Origin of the sequence: Proteus sp. NMG38-2 (assembly GCF_020640995.1) — a bacterium.
Classification (GTDB): domain Bacteria; phylum Pseudomonadota; class Gammaproteobacteria; order Enterobacterales; family Enterobacteriaceae; genus Proteus.
Genome location: NZ_CP085481.1, coordinates 2,569,572 through 2,589,018, shown reverse-complemented (window position 1 = coordinate 2,589,018; position 19,447 = coordinate 2,569,572). Strand labels below are relative to the sequence as shown.

20 protein-coding genes are annotated in these 19,447 nt (G+C 38.2%); 14 read left to right on the top strand and 6 right to left on the bottom strand.

The window, feature by feature from the left end; genetic code table 11:
• The first annotated feature begins 91 nt into the window (after nt 1–91).
• From LG402_RS12270 to LG402_RS12260, 3 genes are all read left to right on the top strand, one after another.
• On the top strand, nt 92–943 hold the full coding sequence (locus tag LG402_RS12270) for a hypothetical protein (protein ID WP_227335620.1): 852 nt from the start codon (nt 92–94) through the stop codon (nt 941–943).
• Nucleotides 944–1,011: 68 nt separating this feature from the next.
• Nucleotides 1,012–4,383 carry a tape measure protein gene (locus tag LG402_RS12265; protein WP_227335618.1) on the top strand — a complete coding sequence of 1,124 codons (3,372 nt, stop codon included), beginning with the start codon at nt 1,012–1,014 and terminating at the stop codon, nt 4,381–4,383.
• Nucleotides 4,384–4,398: 15 nt separating this feature from the next.
• Complete coding sequence (locus LG402_RS12260; RefSeq protein WP_227335616.1) at nt 4,399–4,593, top strand: hypothetical protein; 195 nt, start codon at nt 4,399–4,401, stop codon at nt 4,591–4,593.
• Here the strand turns inward: LG402_RS12260 and LG402_RS12255 are convergent.
• Nucleotides 4,562–4,840 carry a hypothetical protein gene (locus LG402_RS12255; protein ID WP_227335614.1) on the bottom strand — a complete coding sequence of 93 codons (279 nt, stop codon included), beginning with the start codon at nt 4,838–4,840 and terminating at the stop codon, nt 4,562–4,564. The two genes, LG402_RS12260 and LG402_RS12255, sit on opposite strands and share 32 nt — an antisense overlap.
• Before the next feature lie 146 nt (nt 4,841–4,986).
• Between LG402_RS12255 and LG402_RS12250 the strand changes: the two genes are divergently transcribed.
• The 6 genes from LG402_RS12250 to LG402_RS12225 are packed head-to-tail and all read left to right on the top strand — an operon-like array spanning nt 4,987 to nt 12,346.
• Nucleotides 4,987–5,316: a phage tail protein gene (locus tag LG402_RS12250; RefSeq protein WP_227335605.1), complete on the top strand. Its 330-nt coding sequence runs from the start codon at nt 4,987–4,989 to the stop codon at nt 5,314–5,316.
• The gene (locus LG402_RS12245; protein WP_227335603.1) at nt 5,313–6,011 is read left to right on the top strand and encodes a phage minor tail protein L; all 699 of its coding nucleotides are present in this window, start codon (nt 5,313–5,315) and stop codon (nt 6,009–6,011) included. The genes LG402_RS12250 and LG402_RS12245 overlap by 4 nt, the downstream gene beginning before the upstream one ends.
• Before the next feature lie 3 nt (nt 6,012–6,014).
• Complete coding sequence (locus LG402_RS12240) at nt 6,015–6,734, top strand: C40 family peptidase (protein WP_227335594.1); 720 nt, start codon at nt 6,015–6,017, stop codon at nt 6,732–6,734.
• Nucleotides 6,671–7,237: a MoaD/ThiS family protein gene (locus LG402_RS12235; RefSeq protein WP_227335592.1), complete on the top strand. Its 567-nt coding sequence runs from the start codon at nt 6,671–6,673 to the stop codon at nt 7,235–7,237. Before LG402_RS12240 ends, LG402_RS12235 begins: the two co-directional genes overlap by 64 nt.
• Nucleotides 7,237–10,959, top strand: a complete 3,723-nt coding sequence (locus LG402_RS12230; RefSeq protein ID WP_227335590.1) for a host specificity protein J — start codon at nt 7,237–7,239, stop codon at nt 10,957–10,959. Before LG402_RS12235 ends, LG402_RS12230 begins: the two co-directional genes overlap by 1 nt.
• A gap of 4 nt (nt 10,960–10,963) precedes the next feature.
• Nucleotides 10,964–12,346, top strand: coding sequence for a hypothetical protein (locus LG402_RS12225; RefSeq protein ID WP_227335588.1), 1,383 nt, complete (start codon nt 10,964–10,966; stop codon nt 12,344–12,346).
• Nucleotides 12,347–12,350: 4 nt separating this feature from the next.
• Here the strand turns inward: LG402_RS12225 and LG402_RS12220 are convergent, their stop codons facing one another.
• The 4 genes from LG402_RS12220 to LG402_RS12205 all read right to left on the bottom strand — a co-directional run bounded on the left by LG402_RS12220 (nt 12,351) and on the right by LG402_RS12205 (nt 15,977).
• Nucleotides 12,351–12,581, bottom strand: coding sequence for a DNA polymerase III subunit theta (locus tag LG402_RS12220; RefSeq protein WP_227335586.1), 231 nt, complete (start codon nt 12,579–12,581; stop codon nt 12,351–12,353).
• A gap of 670 nt (nt 12,582–13,251) precedes the next feature.
• On the bottom strand, nt 13,252–13,878 hold the full coding sequence (locus LG402_RS12215) for a hypothetical protein (RefSeq protein WP_166539693.1): 627 nt from the start codon (nt 13,876–13,878) through the stop codon (nt 13,252–13,254).
• 164 nt (nt 13,879–14,042) lie between these two features.
• A complete protein-coding gene (locus tag LG402_RS12210; RefSeq protein WP_227335584.1) occupies nt 14,043–15,269 on the bottom strand; it encodes a hypothetical protein in 1,227 nt (408 codons plus the stop codon).
• A gap of 57 nt (nt 15,270–15,326) precedes the next feature.
• Complete coding sequence (locus LG402_RS12205; RefSeq protein ID WP_227335583.1) at nt 15,327–15,977, bottom strand: hypothetical protein; 651 nt, start codon at nt 15,975–15,977, stop codon at nt 15,327–15,329.
• Nucleotides 15,978–16,226: 249 nt separating this feature from the next.
• Between LG402_RS12205 and LG402_RS12200 the strand changes: the two genes are divergently transcribed.
• Nucleotides 16,227–16,397, top strand: coding sequence for a DUF2933 domain-containing protein (locus LG402_RS12200; protein WP_166539695.1), 171 nt, complete (start codon nt 16,227–16,229; stop codon nt 16,395–16,397).
• A gap of 70 nt (nt 16,398–16,467) precedes the next feature.
• Here the strand turns inward: LG402_RS12200 and LG402_RS12195 are convergent, their stop codons facing one another.
• Complete coding sequence (locus tag LG402_RS12195) at nt 16,468–16,839, bottom strand: DUF4440 domain-containing protein (protein WP_227335581.1); 372 nt, start codon at nt 16,837–16,839, stop codon at nt 16,468–16,470.
• 153 nt (nt 16,840–16,992) lie between these two features.
• On the opposite strand from LG402_RS12195, the gene LG402_RS12190 reads away from it, so the two are divergent.
• The 4 genes from LG402_RS12190 to LG402_RS12175 all read left to right on the top strand — a co-directional run bounded on the left by LG402_RS12190 (nt 16,993) and on the right by LG402_RS12175 (nt 19,421).
• On the top strand, nt 16,993–17,331 hold the full coding sequence (locus tag LG402_RS12190) for a GlpM family protein (RefSeq protein ID WP_208105127.1): 339 nt from the start codon (nt 16,993–16,995) through the stop codon (nt 17,329–17,331).
• A gap of 54 nt (nt 17,332–17,385) precedes the next feature.
• The gene (locus LG402_RS12185; protein WP_166539698.1) at nt 17,386–17,616 is read left to right on the top strand and encodes a DUF6500 family protein; all 231 of its coding nucleotides are present in this window, start codon (nt 17,386–17,388) and stop codon (nt 17,614–17,616) included.
• Between the two features lie 104 nt (nt 17,617–17,720).
• Entirely contained in the window at nt 17,721–17,936 is a 216-nt protein-coding gene (locus tag LG402_RS12180; protein WP_006533140.1) for a hypothetical protein, read from the top strand.
• 351 nt (nt 17,937–18,287) lie between these two features.
• Entirely contained in the window at nt 18,288–19,421 is a 1,134-nt protein-coding gene (locus LG402_RS12175) for a hypothetical protein (RefSeq protein WP_227335579.1), read from the top strand.
• Nucleotides 19,422–19,447 lie beyond the last annotated feature (26 nt).

The following is a 19,447-nucleotide window of genomic DNA, read 5'->3' as shown; positions in this document are numbered from 1 at the left end:
ACATATCACGCCTCTTAACTGAGGCTTTTTGCTTTCTTTTGCATCACCATCTATATAACATAAGAACAAATTAACTAACGAGGATGGTGTTGTGAACTTAAATCATATTGGTGGGATATTGTTGGTAACTTTGTTATCAGGATGTACCACACAACCTGCGACAACTACTAATAAGCAGGTTGATAAATTCATATATGACATTGATGATAAATTTAATATTAACGAGCAAGATAAAAAATATTTTGTTCCTAAAAAGCAAGCTCATATATTAGAAACTGTTGAGGAGATTAAAAATGCAAACTGCTCTTATTATATGAATGCTACTGGCATCATTGATATACCAATTGATAATGTAAAAGTAACACCATCTTCATTTAAAAAAGGATTATTATTTGATAATAGTTATACAGAGTGCTCACTTAGACAAGACTATATAAATAAAGATTTTTTCAAAATAGAGATGTCTGAGAGAACTCTAGTAAATGGAGTAAAGGTTACGATTAGACATAGCTCAGACGATGGAACTTTTATAGTAGGAAGTGGGGTTGGGTATGGAGATCATAAAACATGGGTGGGTCATTGCAGCAAAGACGCCATGACAGACAATGTCAGCTGTGTAGCTTCTCATGGTAATTTCATGATTATGAAGATTGGAAATGAATACACATCAGCAATTATTGGTGATATGTATCCAGGAGAGAAAAGCTATATTAGAATTGACGGTGAAAAACCACACTCATCTATTATAGTTAATCAAGTTAACTATTTTGATAATTTAGAAACTAAAAAAATAATGAAAGAAATGGAGAGTCATAGCTTAAGGAATAAAGCAGTAACTCAATATATTAGTTGGCCTGAAAGAAGAAAAGTCAATGAAGATATAGATATTTCATATATAAACGTGGTTAAAAAAGTCTTAGACACAGTTTATGATAATTTTTAGATAACCACTCATACCAAACACAATAACCCTGCCAATCGGCGGGGTTTTTTATTTTAAGGAGCCGATAAATGGCAAATGTAGGCGAAATCGTTTATCAAGTTCAAATGGATGTTCGGCAATTGCTTACATCGCAACAGCAGTTAGAGCAACGCCTTAATCGTATGGATAGTAGTTTTAATCGAACGTCTCATTCGGTAAATAACACAGAGCGTTCAATGCAGTCTCTATCCAAAGTTGCGGCTGCTCTGACTGGTTATTTGTCGGCTTCAATGGTTGCTAGTTATTCAGAGGCATGGACTGAATTAAACAACAAGCTATCCAACTCAGTTCGTGCAAGTGAGTCACTGATTGATGTCACACAGCGAGTATTTGATATTTCTCAAGCAACGCGTTCTAGCCTCGATGCCACAGCAACACTTTACGCACGACTTGAGCGAGGAACGAGAGAATACAATACATCAGCGGCAGACTTAGCAAAATTAACATCCATCATCAACCAAGGTTTTATCGTCTCAGGTGCTACTGCGCAGGAAGCAGAAAACGCCATTATTCAGCTATCACAAGGTATTGCTTCTGGTGTTCTTCGTGGTGAAGAATTTAACTCAGTATCGGAGCAAGGTAGTCGCTTGATGGTTGCATTGGCTGATTCGTTGGGTGTCAGCATTGGTCAGCTTCGTAAAATGGCGGCAGAAGGCAAGCTAACCACTGATGTTGTTGTGAAAGGATTACTCTCCCAAGGTGATGCGATTGGCAAGGAGTTCGCTAAAACAACTCGAACAATGTCACAGGCATTTCAAGAGGCAGGGAACAACTTAACCAAGTTTCTCGGTGAAAATACAACAATAAAGACATCTATTAACGTATTCAGTGATGCTGTAATTACTGCAAGTAAGAGTCTCGATGAAATGGTTTTAGCGGTTAGTCTAGTTGCCTCCGTTGTTGGCGGTAGATACATTGCCGCAATGGGGTTGGCTATCAAAGCTAAAATGCAATCAGCAGTTGCAGCAAGGCAAGAAGCGATAGCAAACCTTCAAGCTGCTAGAGTAGCTGAACACAATGCAATAATGACGGCAAGAAAGACCGCTTTAGATTTAGCAGCAGCCAGAGCGTTAGTTGAGAAAGCGAAAACCGAATTTGCGGCCGCAAGAGGAACAAACGCAGAAGCAACCGCGCTGGCAAATTTAATTGCCGTTAGATCTGCCGCAACAACCGCGGCGATAAATCATAAGCAAGCAACGCAAGCGCAGACAGCAGCAATGGCTAACTCAGCCGCAGTAGCAAGAGCCGCTTCTGTATCTATCGGTTTAGCTAATAAAGCTCTAGGTTTTGTTGGTGGCCCAGCAGGTATAGCAATGGCTGCGGGTGCTGCGATCATGTATTTCTACCAGCAGGCAAAAGAAGCAAGAGATGATGCGGTAAAGCTGGCTGAGGGAGTGGATAAGCTAACTGAAGAAATGAAAAAAATGACGAGGGTGCAGAAAAAAGCCGAAATGGCTGAATTAAGGAAAGCGCTACCTGAGTTAAGTAACCAAGCCCTTATCACTAGAGTAGCAATGAAACAAGCTGCTGAGAAGGTGCGTGAATTAGAGGCGGATCTAGCATTAGCGGCTGTTGGAACAAGTAAATACACATCACTTTCCAATCAACTTGCAGATGCTGAAGATGATTTAGCCACAGCAACCAATAAAGCAACTGAAGCATCAAATAATTACAGTCGTACAAAACACACCATATCTTTTATTCAAGCCGATCTTAATGGTGAGTTAAAAGAAGGGATTGATTTACTAAAAAGAGAAACTTCTGTTATACCAACCGCTGCAAAAGGATGGGCTTCTTATGGATTTTCCATAGAAAGAGCAACTAAAGCTAAACAGGCATTTAGTTTGCTTCGCCCTGAATTGGATTATGGAGGAAAGGAGGGGGAACAACTATTAAAGCAGATGGAGCGCAGAGTTGAATTATCTAAATTAGAAGGTGAGGAAAGAGCCAGATTGCAAGCTCAATATGCTGCCGAGGATTCTGGTGTTGTAGATAAAGATGCCATTGAAAACCTGAAATCCTTAGCAGCTCAAGAGTATGAAAATACTCAAGCAAAAAAAGAAGGAATTAAAACAGCAAAAGAGGCGGCTAGTGCAGCATTAAAAGAAGCCACTGAAGCTGAAAAGCTGAAACAGAAGATCGCTGATGTAGCCAATGCGACAAAAGTTGCTGAATTGGAAACGAAAGGACTTGCTCGCGAAGCCGCCATTCTTGAAGCCGTTCAAAAACTTGGCAGTAAAGCAACGAAAGCGCAGATTGCAGAAATAACAGAGTTAGCAGGAAAGGAGTTTGATTTAAAGCAGAAAATCCAAGATAGGAAAGATGCTTTCTCTCAAAATCCAGAAGCAAAGGCAAACCAAGAATATAAGTTATCTCTTGAGCAGCTTGAAAGGCAACTTCAAGGTAATTTGGTTACCGAAGAGATTTATCATAGAAGAAGACTTGAATTAGCTGGTGAGTATTCTAAAAAAATAGCCGAGGCTAATGCGAACAAAACTGTATCTCCTCAAGATGATCTCAAAGGGAAAGCAGACCCTATTCAAGCATTGGCTAACGAGCACGCTCAGAAACTTGCGCTTATAAAGGAGTATGAAAACCAAAAGGTTTTAACTGAGCAGCAAAGCTTAGAGTTAATGAATGCCGCCAACACTCAATACGAGCAAGACCGCATGAATGCTCAATGGGATATATGGCGTAATCAGAGTCAAGCAAATCAATTCTTAGCTGATGGACTAGATGCATTAGGACAACGTTCCGCTAACGTGATTACAGGGCTATTAACGGGCACTCAATCACTTAACGATGCTTTCCGCAATGTCGCATTAACCATCGTAGACCAAGCCGTTGGCGCTCTGGTTCAAATGGGTATGCAACAGGTTAAGAATATGATTATGGGTGAGAGTATGGCGGCAGCAACTACAGCGTCAACACTTGCTCAAGCGGTGGCTGCTCAATCAGCGTGGGCACCAGCGGCATTAAGCGCGTCGATAGCGACATTAGGGGCGGCAGTAGCAACGGGAACATCATCATATACCGCAGCAATGGCGGCAAGTAAAACAATGGGTCTTGCTGGTGCTAGATATAACGGTGGTCCTGTAAATGCTGGCTCTATGTATCGCGTTGGTGAAAACGGCAAGCCAGAAATATTCAAAGCATCCAACGGTAATCAGTACATGATACCGGGTGATAATGGTCGAGTTATCAGTAATCGACAAATGGGTAAAGGTGGCAACGGTGTCAGCATGGGTGATATGCACTTCACATTCCAAGTTCAGGCACCAAATGGCATTACACAAAAGGAAGCACAACAGATACAGCAGATGGTGAGAGGTACGGTTTATGACGTACTTGGCACTGAAATGCGTAGCGGTGGTGCTTTGGAAAAATCAAGAAGTTGGTAATTAAGAGAGGTAGTTATGAGTAATCAAAATTTAGAAGCATTAGTTAGTACATTGTCAGCTCAAGTTGTAAAGCAAGAGCATCAAATAGCAGAGTTACAAAAACAGCTCGCTAGTATGCAATTAACGAGCTGTGATTTTCAAATAAAAAATAATGAGATTTTTATCAAAGAGACAGTAATTAACGAACCTTTACTGTGTTCATTAATCTAATCATTGCTTCTTTTTCAGTTTGTATAAATTCCTTAGAAAACTGTTCATCATCTGTATCATATAGATTGATTATGTTTTCAATAGCATCTCTATTTAATGCTCCAGTAGCAATTAAAGCGGAAAATATAGAGCCTAGCATTTCTAATCTAATGGCTTGAATTTTATCATTATTACTTAGTGCGGCGACAGCAGCTCTTAGCTCATTAACTGATTTTGATAGATCTTTTACAGAAAATGATTCTGACATTTTTAAATCCTCACACCGAAGTAAGTCAGCCATTCCTTCGGCAAGTTTCTCTGGGCTGAATATATAAAATAACCTAATGGATATTTATTAATATCCTGATATTTGATCAGGCGGCTTTGTGTCGCCTTTTTTTATTGGAGTAACCAATGGAAGAGTTTAAATGGCGACCTGAAACAGCTTATCAGGTGGGTAATGAGCCTAAAGTGAAAGTAGCCAAATTTGGTAACGGTTACGAACAACGAGTTAAAGACGGGATCAACAACCAATTAAAGACCTATCAACTTTCATTTATTAAACATGCTGACATAGGTAAGCAGATTGATGAGTTTCTTAAGGCTCGTGGTGCGGTTGAGTCATTCTTGTGGCTAACCAGTGATGATAATTCTAAGCGTAAGTTTGTTTGCCGAGGCTGGCAGGTAGCACCAAGAACATCAGTATGGCAGATAGATTGCACATTTGAGGAGGTTGTTGCATGAGAGATATACCTCAAGAGATGCGCATAGACGTTACAGACCTGCAGCAAAATGCAATGTTAGATCTGTATGAGGTCGATTTAAGCCGTTTTGGTGGTGATGTTTACCGGTTTCATGACGGCATGAATGGCTTATTAAAACCTATTATCTGGCAAGGATTGCGCTATGAACCTTATCCAGTTCAGGTTACAGGTTTTAGCGTAACAGCACAGGGTGCGTCAGATAGGCCAAAAATGACATTTGCCAACTTTGATGGAATGCTGACTGCTATTAATAACGACTACGATGATGCGCTAGGTGCCATTGTTACTCGCCGTCAGGTTTTGGAGCAATATCTTGATGTTGTTAATTTTCCCAACGGAAACCCACAAGCAGATCCAACCAGAGAAGTCGTTCAGAAGTATGTTATTGAGCAACGGGAAAGCTCAGATTCAGACTTTGTGACGTACATATTAGCGCTTCCAACAGAAACAGATAACGCCCTAATACCTAGGCGAGTTATTCAAGCTGACATTTGCTCATGGCGATACCGAGGATTTGATTGTGGTTATGATGGGCCACCTGTTGCAGATGAAAAAGACCAACCAACAACTGATCCCGTTAAAGATAAGTGCTCTCATAAATACAGTGGGTGCAAACTCAGATTTAAATCAGTCATGCCATTTGGCGGGTATTTAGGCTCAAACAAATTAGGTTAACTCATGATTGAGAAAGACATTATCGCTCACGCGAAAGCAGAAGGAGCGAGGGAGTCGTGCGGTTTAATTTCTGGCGATAGGTATTTCCCTTGCAGAAATATACATCCAGATCCGCAAAACTATTTTGAAATTAACCCAGACGACTGGATGACAGCAGAGTGTTATTCAGACGTCAAAGCTATTGTTCATAGTCACCCTGACGGAAAGCCTTTCTTGAGTTCTGGCGATAGAGTAATGCAAAAGAAAACTGGCATTCCTTGGTGGCTGGTATGTGATGGTGTGATCCATAAATTCAGACCAATAGCGCCACTATTAGGTAGAGAGTTTAAACATGGTGAGCAGGATTGTTACTCCATTATACGCGATGCCTATCACCTTTCAGGTATTCAGTTAGATGACTTTATTCGCCCTGATGAATGGTGGTACACAGAACAAAATCTCTATCTTGATAACACCGTTAAGCAGGGCTTTTATCAAGTTGATGAAGCTCAAGAAGGCGACATGATATTGATTTGTTTAGGCACCTCAAAACCTTGCCATGCCGCTTTGTACTTAGGAAATCAAGAGATATTGCATCACAGGCCAGACAGATTGAGTAAGCGAGATACTTACGGTGGTTACTGGTTTAAATACACGCACAGCATCTGGAGACATAAACAATGGTCAAATTACAGCTTGCAGGCTATTTGCGCCGATTTGGACGCCGGTTCGAGCTTGAGGTAAGCAATGCCGGTGAAGCCTTGCGCTGTCTTTGCTATCAAATTGATGGGCTGAAAAAAGAGATTAATCAAGGGCAGTTTCGTGTTCGTATCGCAGGTAACGATATGACCGAGGATAGTATTTCCACGGGATTAAGTACGCCATTAAATGAAGGTGATGTTATTACGATCGTCCCCATAGTTGGTGGTGCTAAATCTGGTGGTTGGCTAGGCATTATTGGTGGAGCGGCGTTAATTGGTGCATCTTTTTTAATACCGGGTGGATTTTTAGCAACAATGACATCGACGGCATTATTTGCTGCTGGTGTTGGAGTGGCCGCAGCGGGATTGGCAACGATGTTAACCAAAACACCTCCGGCACCGAGCATAGAGGGGCGAAATTCAGAAAGTAACCAATATTTCAGCTCGTTATCAAATAGAGTCGGGCAAGGCTATCCGGTTCCTATCTGTTATGGCGAGATGGTTGTGGGTTCAAATGTAATATCACAAGGTTTGGAGACTGTTTAATGGGTAAAGGTGGCGGTGGAGGAAGCACTCCGAGGTTGCTCGATGACAACTTAAAAAACAAACAATTTCTTAATGTCATCGATTTAGTTTCAGAAGGGCCAATAGAAGGCCCTGTAGGTGGTATGTCAGGTTTTCTATTGAATGGCACTCCTGTTGTAGATGCGGATGGTAATCCAAATATTCATGGTGTTGAGGTTCAGTGGCGAGCAGGAACGCAAACGCAAGAACCATTAGATGACTTTCCTTTTGTAGAAAAAGAAATTACTGTCAATGTAGAGGTAAAAAAAAGCACACCAATCTTACGTACCATCTCAGATCAGGAAACTGACCGCGTTAGATTCACTTTGGGTGTTTCTGCTCTTGTTAGTCAAGATGACAAGGGAAATCAGTACGATGCTGCGGCAGAAATGCTTATTGAGGTTAATGATGGCTCTGGTTGGATGCATGCGGAAAAGGTAACAATAGGGCCAGGTAAAATAAGCGGTCAATATCTTGAGTCTCATATCATCGATGCGCCTAAAAAGAAACCTTTCCAAATTAGAGTTTCACGATTAACAGATGATAGTAAAAGTGATCTACTGAAAAACGGAACGGTATGGGCAAGCTACACAGAAATAACTGACGCTAAATTTTCTTACCCTAATTCTGCTGTCGTAGGGATGAAAATCGATAAATCCCAATACGGCGACACACCCAATCGTACCTATCATATCAAGGGGATGATTATACAAGTCCCTGATAACTATGATCCGGAGTCTCGTACTTACACTGGCATCTGGACTGGTCGTTTCAAGCCCGCATGGACTAATAACCCTGCATGGGTTTTTTACGATTTAGTCACTAATGAACGATACGGTATAGGAGAGATGATCGGCTCGTTTGGCGTTGATAAATTCGCGCTATATGCCATTGCTCGTTACTGTGATGAATTGGTTGATGATGGGTTTGGCAACAAAGAGCCTCGCTTTACTTTTAATGCCTACATTACCTCTCAACGAAAAGCCAAAGAAGTGCTTGATGACTTAGCGTCTGTATTTCGCGGTATGCCTTTATGGGACGGACAGCAATTAACGTGCTTTCAAGATAGACCATCAGATCCAGTATGGACGTACACAAACTCAAATGTTATTGATGGAAAATTCAAATATACATCAACAGCGAAATCAGCCCGTCATAATGCTATCGAGGTGTCATGGATAAACCCGATCAACGGTTGGAGTGAGGAAAGAGAGTTCATTCAAGATGATGATCTCATTCAGCGATTCGGCGGTGTAAATGTTAAGAAAGTTACTGCTTTTGGTTGCACTAGTCGCGGACAGGCTCACAGAGTGGGTAAGTGGATATTACAGACAGAAAAGCTGGAGAAAGATAGCGTTACATTCTCAACAGGAAGAGAGGGGATTAACTGCATTTCTGGCGATATTATTGAAGTAGCAGACGATAGCTTTGCAGGAGTGAAGGTAGGAGGTCGGGTTTTATCAGTTAATGGTAGCACTATTACTGTTGATGCGCCTATAGATTGGAAATATGACGATAAAGGCACTTTCTCATTTTTAGGGGCATCAGGTGGGTTCGAGAAAGTAGATATTCAATCTATTGATGGTGACGCTGTTACTTTGCGGGAGATCCCGAATGGATTGAAACAGTATGGTGTATTTTCCATTTCCAAAAGCACATTAACTACAAGATTATTTCGTGTAATTTCCATTGCTGAGGATAATGAAGGAAATTACCTATACAACTGCATTCAGCATGAACCGCAAAAGGAAAGCATTGTTGATAATGGTGTTGATTTTACTGGGAACCCGCCAACACAGAATGTTATTCGCATTCCTAATATAGAGCGTCTTTCTATTGCTTACGTTGACGATAGCTCACAAGTGCAAGCTAGAGCCATGTGGGTAACAACAACCATTAATAGAAACATCTCATTTAATGTCGCTCTTTATAAAGACGGAAAGGTTGTATCTACTGGAAGCACAACAGATCTTGAATACTACTTCAATGGGCTTGAATCTGGAGATTATCTTGTTGGTGTGCGAGGTAAAGATGCTAATGGAATGCTTGGAAACGAATCAAAAGTACAAATGGTTATTGGTACGCCTAGCGCGCCAAGTTCAATAGCTGTTGAGTCTGGTTTTTTTGAAATAAAACTGATCCCTCATATCGCCGCGCCGCACACTTTAAATACTGAGTTTGAGTTCTGGTTTTCTGGTGAAAACAGAATAGATAATATCAATGAAATAGAGTCAAAAGCTGATTTCCTAGGTAGAGCTAAATTCTGGACTAAAGGGCAGTTAAAGGCAGGTCATGATTACTGGTTTTATGTACGAAGCATCAATGAATATGGGAAGTCTCATTTCGTGGAAGCGAAGGGACAGGCTGATGACAACACGGAAGCCATTCTCGATGAGTTAGACGGTCACTTCATGACAACTGATGCTGGTAAGCAGCTCAGTGAGCGATTGGATTGGAATGCTGAGACAGCGATTATTCTTAGTAACGCCGACTCTCAACTATCACGCAGTTTATTGGTGAAACACGGTCAATCACAAGCGGGTATTCGCGAGCTATGGCAAGTTCGCGCAACAGATAACGAAGCATGGGCACAGGAGGTTAAAGAAATTTACTCCGCTGTTGGTGGTAACACGTCTGCAATTAAAGAGACTCAAACGTCAATTACCAAACTAGATGAGGCTTTTGGTCAGCGATTTACTGAAATCCGCACGGAAATGGATAAGGCTCAGGCCGATATCATTTCAAACTCTACCGCCATCTCTAACACGAACAAGGCATTTGCTGAAAATAAAACGCAAGTTCAGGCCAAATTTGATGAGCAGGAAGGTATGATTCAGGAGAAGATGCAAGCTACGTTTGAGCAATCTGGTGACGGTGTTGTCACTCACTCAATCAATATCACGATTGTTCATAACGGCACTAAATACAATGCAGCAGGTCAGGTCATTAGTGCTCAAGTTAAGAATGGGAAGCTTGAAAGTTTTATAGGCTATAACGCTAATAACTTTGCTTGGTATAACCCAGTAAACGGCAAGATGGAATTATTTATGTATGCCAAAAATGGACAATTCTTTATTAAAGAAGCGTTTTTAGATAAAGCTAATGTTCGTGAAATGGTGTTATCTGAAGCTATTAAATCCAAAGATTACGAGACGGGTAAAAACGGATTTAATATTGATGCCACCACTGGTAATGCTGAATTTAATAATGCGACATTTCGAGGAACTATCGATGGTGCGGATGGAAACTTCACAGGAACAGTTTACGCAGAAAGGCTAATCGGTGATGTATCAACTGGCTATGTCATGAAAGGGAGCTCTAACTCCTCAACTCTTGGCTCAGTAGATCAGGTAGAAACATCTACTACAATCATTTATGCAGGGGGTATGCCGTATGATGTCCTCCTTAATATTCCATTCATATTAGTCAAACACAGCTCCAGCGATCTTAGGAGCGGAGGAATTTATGTCACCGTGGACGGAGATAGAACAACGCTCGATTTCGCCATAAGCGGTAGCACTGAGAATAGACGGGATGGGTTGTCTACATCAGGTCAATTCTCTACCACCATTCCGGCGGGAAAGGTTGACACCATTATCTCTATTACAGGTTATACAAGCGGGAGTGGCAGAACTGAGGTTCGACTGACTGATTGTCTTATAGTTGCAAATAAGAAAAATTCATCCTCATTTAAGGAAAAATAATCCCATGATATACACAACAGGCACTGTTAACACAGTGTCAGGGTCTGCTATTGTCAAAGGCGCTGGCACTAAATTTAAAAATAATAATCCAGCCATTAATATCGGAATGACTATTTTAATTAAATCGGGAACAACAAATATTCCGTATATGATTAAATCCGTTAATTCCGACACTGAATTGGTATTAGCACAACCGGCATTAGCCACAGCAACTAACACCACATTCTCAATTCATGTTACTGAGCCAGATAATAATAGTGATGCAGCTAGAACAATGGTCGCTATAAATAGTTACGTTGAGTATTTTCTCGATGCAATGAACACATGGATGACTCAAACGGGCCAAACAAAAATTGAGATGCCAAACGGCGAGGTTGTCACGCTTGATAGCATTAAAAAGATGCAGGGGGATATTAGTAATAAAGCTGATTTATCTAGCGCTAACTCTCAACGATTTAATGGGCAGATAATTTCTTATAAAGGAATTTATGTTTCTAATTATAATAATATTAAAACCTATTTTGGCATGCTGAGCCCAACAGATGTAGATCCATTTAGTTTTTATTGTAGCTACAATGATATCGGATATGTCATTCAATTACCAAAAAAACGAAATGGCACAATAATGTTAACGGGTGATCATGGCGTTGGTAGTTACGTTTCATTTACTGAATCAAATGCAAACAATACAGATTGGCCGTTCAATGAGGTGGGTGGATTTAAACTCAATAGCCCAGCGACTAGTAATGTGTACCAGGGGGTTTTGTGTTGGTCAAGAGGTGGTCGATTCAGATTAGCGGGAAGAACATCGGACTCAAGCGGAACCCCGTCAGGATTCAGTGAATTTTATTCTAACTCTAATACAATAACAGACCCCCAAGGCTTCATCAAAAAAGCCTCTCCAATTATCGACATCAATCCCGATGGCACATTCACAACTAACGACGAATCCGAAGGCGCTACGGTTACTCGAGTAGCTCAGGGTGAATATCTCATTGAAGGCGTTTTAGGCTTTAACTCAGATGCGGGTTGGGGTGGTGTTGATGGCGGTATTGAAATTCCACTCGATGTTAATAAACAACCACTGATATGGGTTAACTCTAAAGTTAACAAAGATGGCTCGATTCTCGTTAAAACGTATCACCGCACTCACCCTAATGCACCTAAATTCGCCCGTAATGATATTGATGGTTACAAAGACGGCGACCCAATTGATATCCCTGATGGTCGTTTCATTTCCGTTCGTGTACAGATGCCTGAGCAATCCATCTATAACGTGAGAATGCGTGAGATGGAAGAAGCGCAGAAAGCGGAAGAGGAACGTAGACAAAAAGAAGAGGAGATGAAAGAGCAATACGGGCTGGGTGAAAATGATGTATTGCTATAATTAATTATTCTGTCTTCAAATACTGCACCGATTTTCCATCCGGCAACTTCTTACTTCTCTCACGATAAAACGCTAAACGCTCATTAAAATACTCGCGCAAATGTGCTGGTTGTTGTCGTTCAACTTCGGACGAAACAACTGGCATATTGAGTCGTTCTTTATATGCGACACCTGAAGCAGCTAAATCGACATTCACTTTGTCTTTTTCTTCTTGAGATAAGTTTGCGATGTTCATAACAGATCCGGTTGGTGGTTTTTGGAGAGTATAGCAGGAAGGTTGTAGGTGGGGACGTATAGGGGGCAAAAAATTACCGCAAACTTTCTCGAACTCACTCATGCTTGAGAAAATAATTTGCGGTAATCGTCTGCTAATCTTGAACTAACTCGAACTTTTTAGATTTGCGATATCTGTACTCCCATATAATGTCGATGCAGGTGTAGTACCTTATCATTTGATAAAGGTGGCTTTTCTTTTATATAGCTATAAAGAAGCACCTAATCAAAACAGAATGGGGCATCTCGCTCAACGTCATTGAATGGATGATATAAGCTTTGAATGTAATTAAATATTCGAATACTTATACTATTGTCTGTTATTTATGGTGATGAGTGCCCCGATTTGTGCACAAAGGATAAACACATCATTTTATTGATGTGCGTTTTTGCACATCTATACGAAAGCCACTCACTCTTTTATCTCTTCTTAGTATTAAAAACGGATAAAAGCGATTATCAAATAAGTGACTTAACCCATTATTTTATAAAACAGCAATAATATGAATAATATTAGATATGGCTGGTTTAATAAGAACTAGCCATATTTTTTATATTTAATAAAAAATACATACTAGATTTTCTCTTAGAGTAAGCACAATCCTTTCCATTCGATTTTTAAAGTTTTAGCTTTAATCAGTTTCTAATGATGCATTACATTGTTTTCTGATCTCTTTGATATTTCTTGATAAATCGTCAATGTATATTTCAGGATAAAAGAAGTAACTCACGGAAATATCATAATTTCCTTCCTCATTTTTCTTGTATTGAATTTTCTGATCTTGGTTTATGATATCTCTAGAACTAAAATAAGAACGTTGAATATTATTTGCATCATAAGTAAGAAATCCACCATCGCTGGTAGTAACTACTTTTTTATATTGGCTATATTGAGAATCAAGACTTTTGATAATATTATTATCTTTAACTTTGAATTTATTTAAATCATTTGTTTCATAGGAGTAGACAACGCCATACAATCCTGTGAACTTTAATTCTTTGAATTTTTTATAAAAATAAACCTTATAATTTCCTTCTTTTTTTCCATCAATAATTTCATCAAAGGTTATTGCTGTCATTGGACAGGTTGAGGGATATTTATCGATAGGTTTTATTACAAAATTTGTTGTCTTCTGAAAATCATTAAATGACATTCCCCATGTTAATCCCAATGGAGCTGGCTCGTTATAAATAGCGTTTTCTGCACAGGCACCAAAACTAATTAACGTCATATAGCCTATAATCATTTTCTTTTTCATAATTATCTCATATTTATTGGTATCCATGCTTTGAGCATAGATATAGAAAAATAACATCGATTAATTATCTGTTAGTACAGGTTACTATCACCCAATACACCTTATATTCTTATTTTGAAATGTATTTACGGTATATTGGGTAAGAAACTCCATAGATACATAGATTATTGGGGATAATCCGACAGCTTTAATAAATCCTGTTCAAGGCAGTCCGCACGAGACTTTTGATTGTAATCGAGATCTGCTCCAGTTTTCCCGTATAACTGTTTTTTTGAAATATAATATTCCATATCAAATAGGTACGGATTATCGCGCCATTCCTTATAATCTTTACCTGATTCATAACTTTTCCACACTGATGGACTAACTTTTTTTAACTGGTCAAAAGGTGGAGCCTTAATTAATTTCTGGATATCTGCTGGTAATGTAGCTTGCTTTTCTGAAGGTAGAGCTCCTAACCGCCATAACGCCAGAAAACTTCCTTGTCGTACTGCTGTAATAAGATATTGCATTTTCTGTGCGGGGTCACGGGTTAAATCGGCTAGATATACACCAGCTAATGGGGCGTTACCTTTAGCGAGAGCTTGCTGATACAGTTTTATTCGTTCATCAACAGAAAATACCAATTTATGATCATTGTGCGTAGCCGCTTGATAACAGTAGGCTGGACCATAGTCATTAGCGAGTGCTTTGTTTAGCCAAAAAGTACGAGTTTCTGGATCATGATTGCTGGCATACCATAAATTTTTAAATCCATAGCGCGTGATATAACTACTTTTTGCCAGAAAAAGCTGAGCAGCAGGATTATTTTTATTGGCTTCTTCCTTCGCCAGTGCTAATTCCCGTTCATAATTTTCCTGATTAATCTCAGGCTCAGGTTTGGGGAGAGTGATCACTTGAGCATCAGGTGGCATAACACCAGAATTACTGATTTTTTCTACGTTTATTATCTTGAGAGATAGATGTAGAGGTAAAATAAATATATGATCGCCAGTAAATTTTTCATCAGACTGTGGCTCTGGCGGTGAGCGAAGAATGGAAGTGTATGGTTCGCCTTTTTTCACTTCACGGAGTACACCCACTCCGTTTACCCCCAGAGAACAGTTCGGAATTATAATACTATCTTTATTTTCTTCATTATATTTTATAAGAATTGCTTTTTTTTCAATGTATCGTTTATTACCAATCCCATAAAAAAACAGGTAATCAGAAGTATCATTTTTTGCTTTCTGAATATAAAAGGATGGTACCTGTGTTTCTGTAGAGATGTAAGTACCGACGAGGGAAGGGCAGGATAAGTATGATTGATGAGTACAACCTGTCAGGCTGATAATACCTGCCAACGCCGCTAGTGAAAATAATAAGTGTTTTTTAAATTTCCAGTTATACATAGTGATATCCTTAAATAAAAATACTTATAAATGAACCTAACGATAATAACTTGAAGTTCAGGGGGCACTAAGCAGAATAATATAAAGTGGTGCTACTAAAATAAGACTTATCGCTTGAAATGGCATTACTGCAATTGTTTTCAATGTATCTGATGGCGTTAAATGTTTGGAATAATAATTAACGTTAACAAAAATAGGCTTAGGTAAGGAATATTTTTCTAATAATTCATCTTTATTAGATAAATTAACCATCTCTCCATTAGCATAAAATTTGCCAATAATAAAAAATCTATTTTGATAATTAGGTATCTGATTTTTAATCATTTCCTCATCGCTATTAGACTGATAGTTGCTGCTATAAAAATGATAAATACTGGCAAGTTCATCGAGTTCATCTATAGTGAAATCTTTAGGATCTAAATAAATCATATAGCTACCGTTAACAATACTCCCTGTTATTCCTAGGCTAGCGCTAAAATAAATCACTTTTTGATTATATTTAGATGTGGCAAATTTTTTCAATGCAGTAATAGCCTCACCTTTAAAATGATAATTAGTAGAATCACTAAGGATATATAAATTATCATTTTCAATAAGTGCTGATTTAACCTTAATGATATCTCCACTTTTGTTGCTATCAATTTTTGTATATGAAGAACAGGCAGTAAGAAATAAAACCATCAATAGTATTTTAAAAAATATTTTCATTGAAACCTCCATGTTAAATAAGTTTTTAAATCTTATTAGTGACTTATAGCAAACAATACTTAAATATAATTAAAGTATAGCAGGGGATGAATAAAGTTGAATTTTATAAAGAGAGTTATTGTGAAGAAGTTCAAATTAAGGTGCGGAAAGGTAATTGACAAACATACGGATTAAATAACAAATCCATACTAGACCTTCCTCTTAGAGTAAGGCCTATCATCTTTTTAAACGTGATTTAAGGAGATGATTATGTGGGAACTTCTAAGAGATAATTGGTTTATTTTGATGTTATTACTTTGCCCGTTAATGCATCTCTTTATGCATAAACATCATCATGGTGAAAACAGTTCACATGATTGCTGTAAGAATAAAAAAGAAACAACGGCACCAGAAAAAAAGAAAACACATTTAGATGCTTAAGAATGCGACTTTATATTGCTTTTGAGCTAAATAATGAGATTTAGCTCAACCAAATTTCTTGAGATGTGTATTATCCCTCCGATTTTGCTGTGCCTTGATGAAACCGTAGTTGCCAATCATCGTGAGAGTTTTTTATCCAAATAGATGAGCGATAAGTTTGTTTTATTTTTTTGTTATCTTCTAATTGATAACTGACATAAGTTAACAACACTACATCATCACTTAGTTGTGAAGCTTGATAGTTTTCTGAATAAATCTCTATATTGCTATTGTCGCTTGTAAGGCTGTTAATTGTGTCTGTTTTATTAACGCAAATACCAGAGCGACAAAATTCCATAAACTCATTATGTAAAAGTTGGATAAGTACGTCTGTATTTTTTCGATGGGTACTTTTGTGAAGTGTTTTTTCTTGTTGGATTAGTTTTTTATAAAGTTCGGTCATATTTATCTTTGTTTTATGGTTAGATACATAGCATAGTGGGTTTTATCATAAAAAGTATCATACTATTTTAAACCACAAAAAATAAAATCAGCTCACATACAAATATGAATAGGTATGATAGTACTAAGATTTCTATAACTTGATGAAAAAATAATGGGTTTACTGGTTAAGGCACTGATAGGTGCGTTTGTCGTGGTGTTAATCGCTGTTTTATCGAAATCTCGCCATTACTATATTGCGGGATTGGTTCCGCTATTTCCCACTTTTGCGCTTATTGCACACTATATTGTGGGTTCTGAACGCTCTATTGAAGCGTTACGCACCACCATTATTTTTAGCCTATGGGCAGTTATTCCTTATATGGTTTATCTAATTTCACTCTATGTGATGATTAACTATGTCAAATTATTTACGGCACTAGTTACGGCAGTGATTTGCTGGGTTATTGCTGCTTGGTTACTTATTCAATTATGGAACAAATTTCATGGATAGGGTCTTTGCTCTATCCTATTTATTGGCATGTTGAAAAATAAAAATAGAGAGAATATGAGAAAATTACTACAACAAAAAATAATTCAAATATGTAATGATAAGATTTCAGCCAAAGGAGAGGGCGTGGGATTATCCTTTTATGCTTTTTTTGCAAATAAAAATGACAACCCTGAATTATTAATGGAAGCCGCAACATGGTGGATAATAACGCATAAACTGGATCACTTTGAAAAAGCAGTAAAAATAAAAAAATTAGTGCAATCAGAAATGGAATATCACGCCTGATTTTTCTACAATACGGTTCATTTTTTTATAAAACAATTTTATTAAACTAAAAATTATTGATTATTATCACATTAAAGCGAGTCATAAACCGCTATGGTAATTACATGATTAATAACGTAAACGGTGATGATATGGAATATTGGTTTATTGCGTATAAAGTGCGTTCCAGAAATGGTGATACCTACGCCGGACATAAAATTGTAGAAACAGAAAGTGGGATCACACCCCATATTGCGTTAGATAAAGCATGTCAGGAAGTTGCTGAAGGGGCACAAGCTGATATTCCTGCGGTGAGAGTAGTTGCTTTTAATCGTTTATAAGATATTCTACCTAATAGAAAATCCTGCATTTATTTAATGTGGGATTTTTTTTATTTAAATTTTAAATTTGGTTATTTAATGTTCTTTTTATAAGCTGATTTACTAATAGAAATAATAAAAAATAAAGAATTCATTTATATTATTTAATTACATTGATCTGATAGAGTTTTTTCATTTCTTTTACTTAAATAAAATTCAATTATGTGATCTCGACTCTGCTAATTCATTTTTTATAATTGAACAAAAAAAGGCTTATAGGTAATGTGCTGGTGGGCTAAGGAATAGCTCAATACAAGGAAATAAAAATCATTATTTTGATTTTTTAGTCATTATTAAAAGGAAATTTACACTATGACAGTATTAACCGTTTATTTATGTGGTACCAGCTCTAACTCATTTGATAATAATAATCCTACCTTTTGGCAAGGGGAGTTAGTTGCCACTTTAGCGCAAAATAACCAAGGACGAGAGTTCGCACAGTGGTTTATTGTTGATGGCCCAGGTAGTGGTAATCTACAAGAGGATGATTTATGGGTTGAAAGCCCTAATTACTCTGATATTAAAGGTTCGCTATTTGGTAGTGGTTGGGAAGAAAACGTCAACCATGCGCTTTGCTTAATGAAAGGTAACTTTGATTGGCAACGTGAAAAATTGACAGAAGAGCAGTATAACCAACTAAAAAAAGCGGGCATTCCTATTGATGATGTTAAGGTAACAGGCTCTTTTTTATGGCGTAAATATGACTATGGCGATCGCCATGTCACTCAACAGCAACTCCAACAACAAATTATTCGTATCTTCCGTAAAGATGGCATTATTCCAACACAAGTTAACCTCGTGGGCTGGAGTCGTGGTGGTATTACTTGCCATATGCTAGCAAATGCGATGTTGGCAGATCCTCAATTAAAAGATATTCCAGTAAATATTTTTGCGATCGACCCTGTTCCTGGCCCTCTGAATTTCCAACCTGAAAAAGTCACCTTGGGTAAAAACGTCAAAGAATATGTTGGATTTTATGCAAAAGATGAACGTTCAAAAGGATTTACTTGTGTGATCCCAACAGTTACATCTGAGACTAAAATGCATATTTTCCCTATTTCAGGGCGTCACGCTACATTAGTAGGTAATGCGTCTATTGATGGTAGTGAAGGTGAAAATGCACTATATGCACCGGGTTTAGTGGTTCGCCATTTTGCAGAAGTTTGTTTAACCCGTTGGGGCTGTGATTTAGCCAATAAATTAGCTTTAACGGATGCACAAATTACGGGCTATCACACCGATATTGCTAATGATGCAGATAAATATACAGCAATGCGTCGTAAAACCTATTCTATCCATGAAAGCACAGGTAAAGATGAACGTAAGGTTTCACTAGGTAAAGAGGGTAAAGCATTCTCTGAGATCGTTGGCGTACAATATAATCCATCAGCAGGTTTAACTGCAGATTATTTATCAGATAAGCAACTTTATGACGTGATTAAATAAATTATTATTTATCAAGTTACTATGAG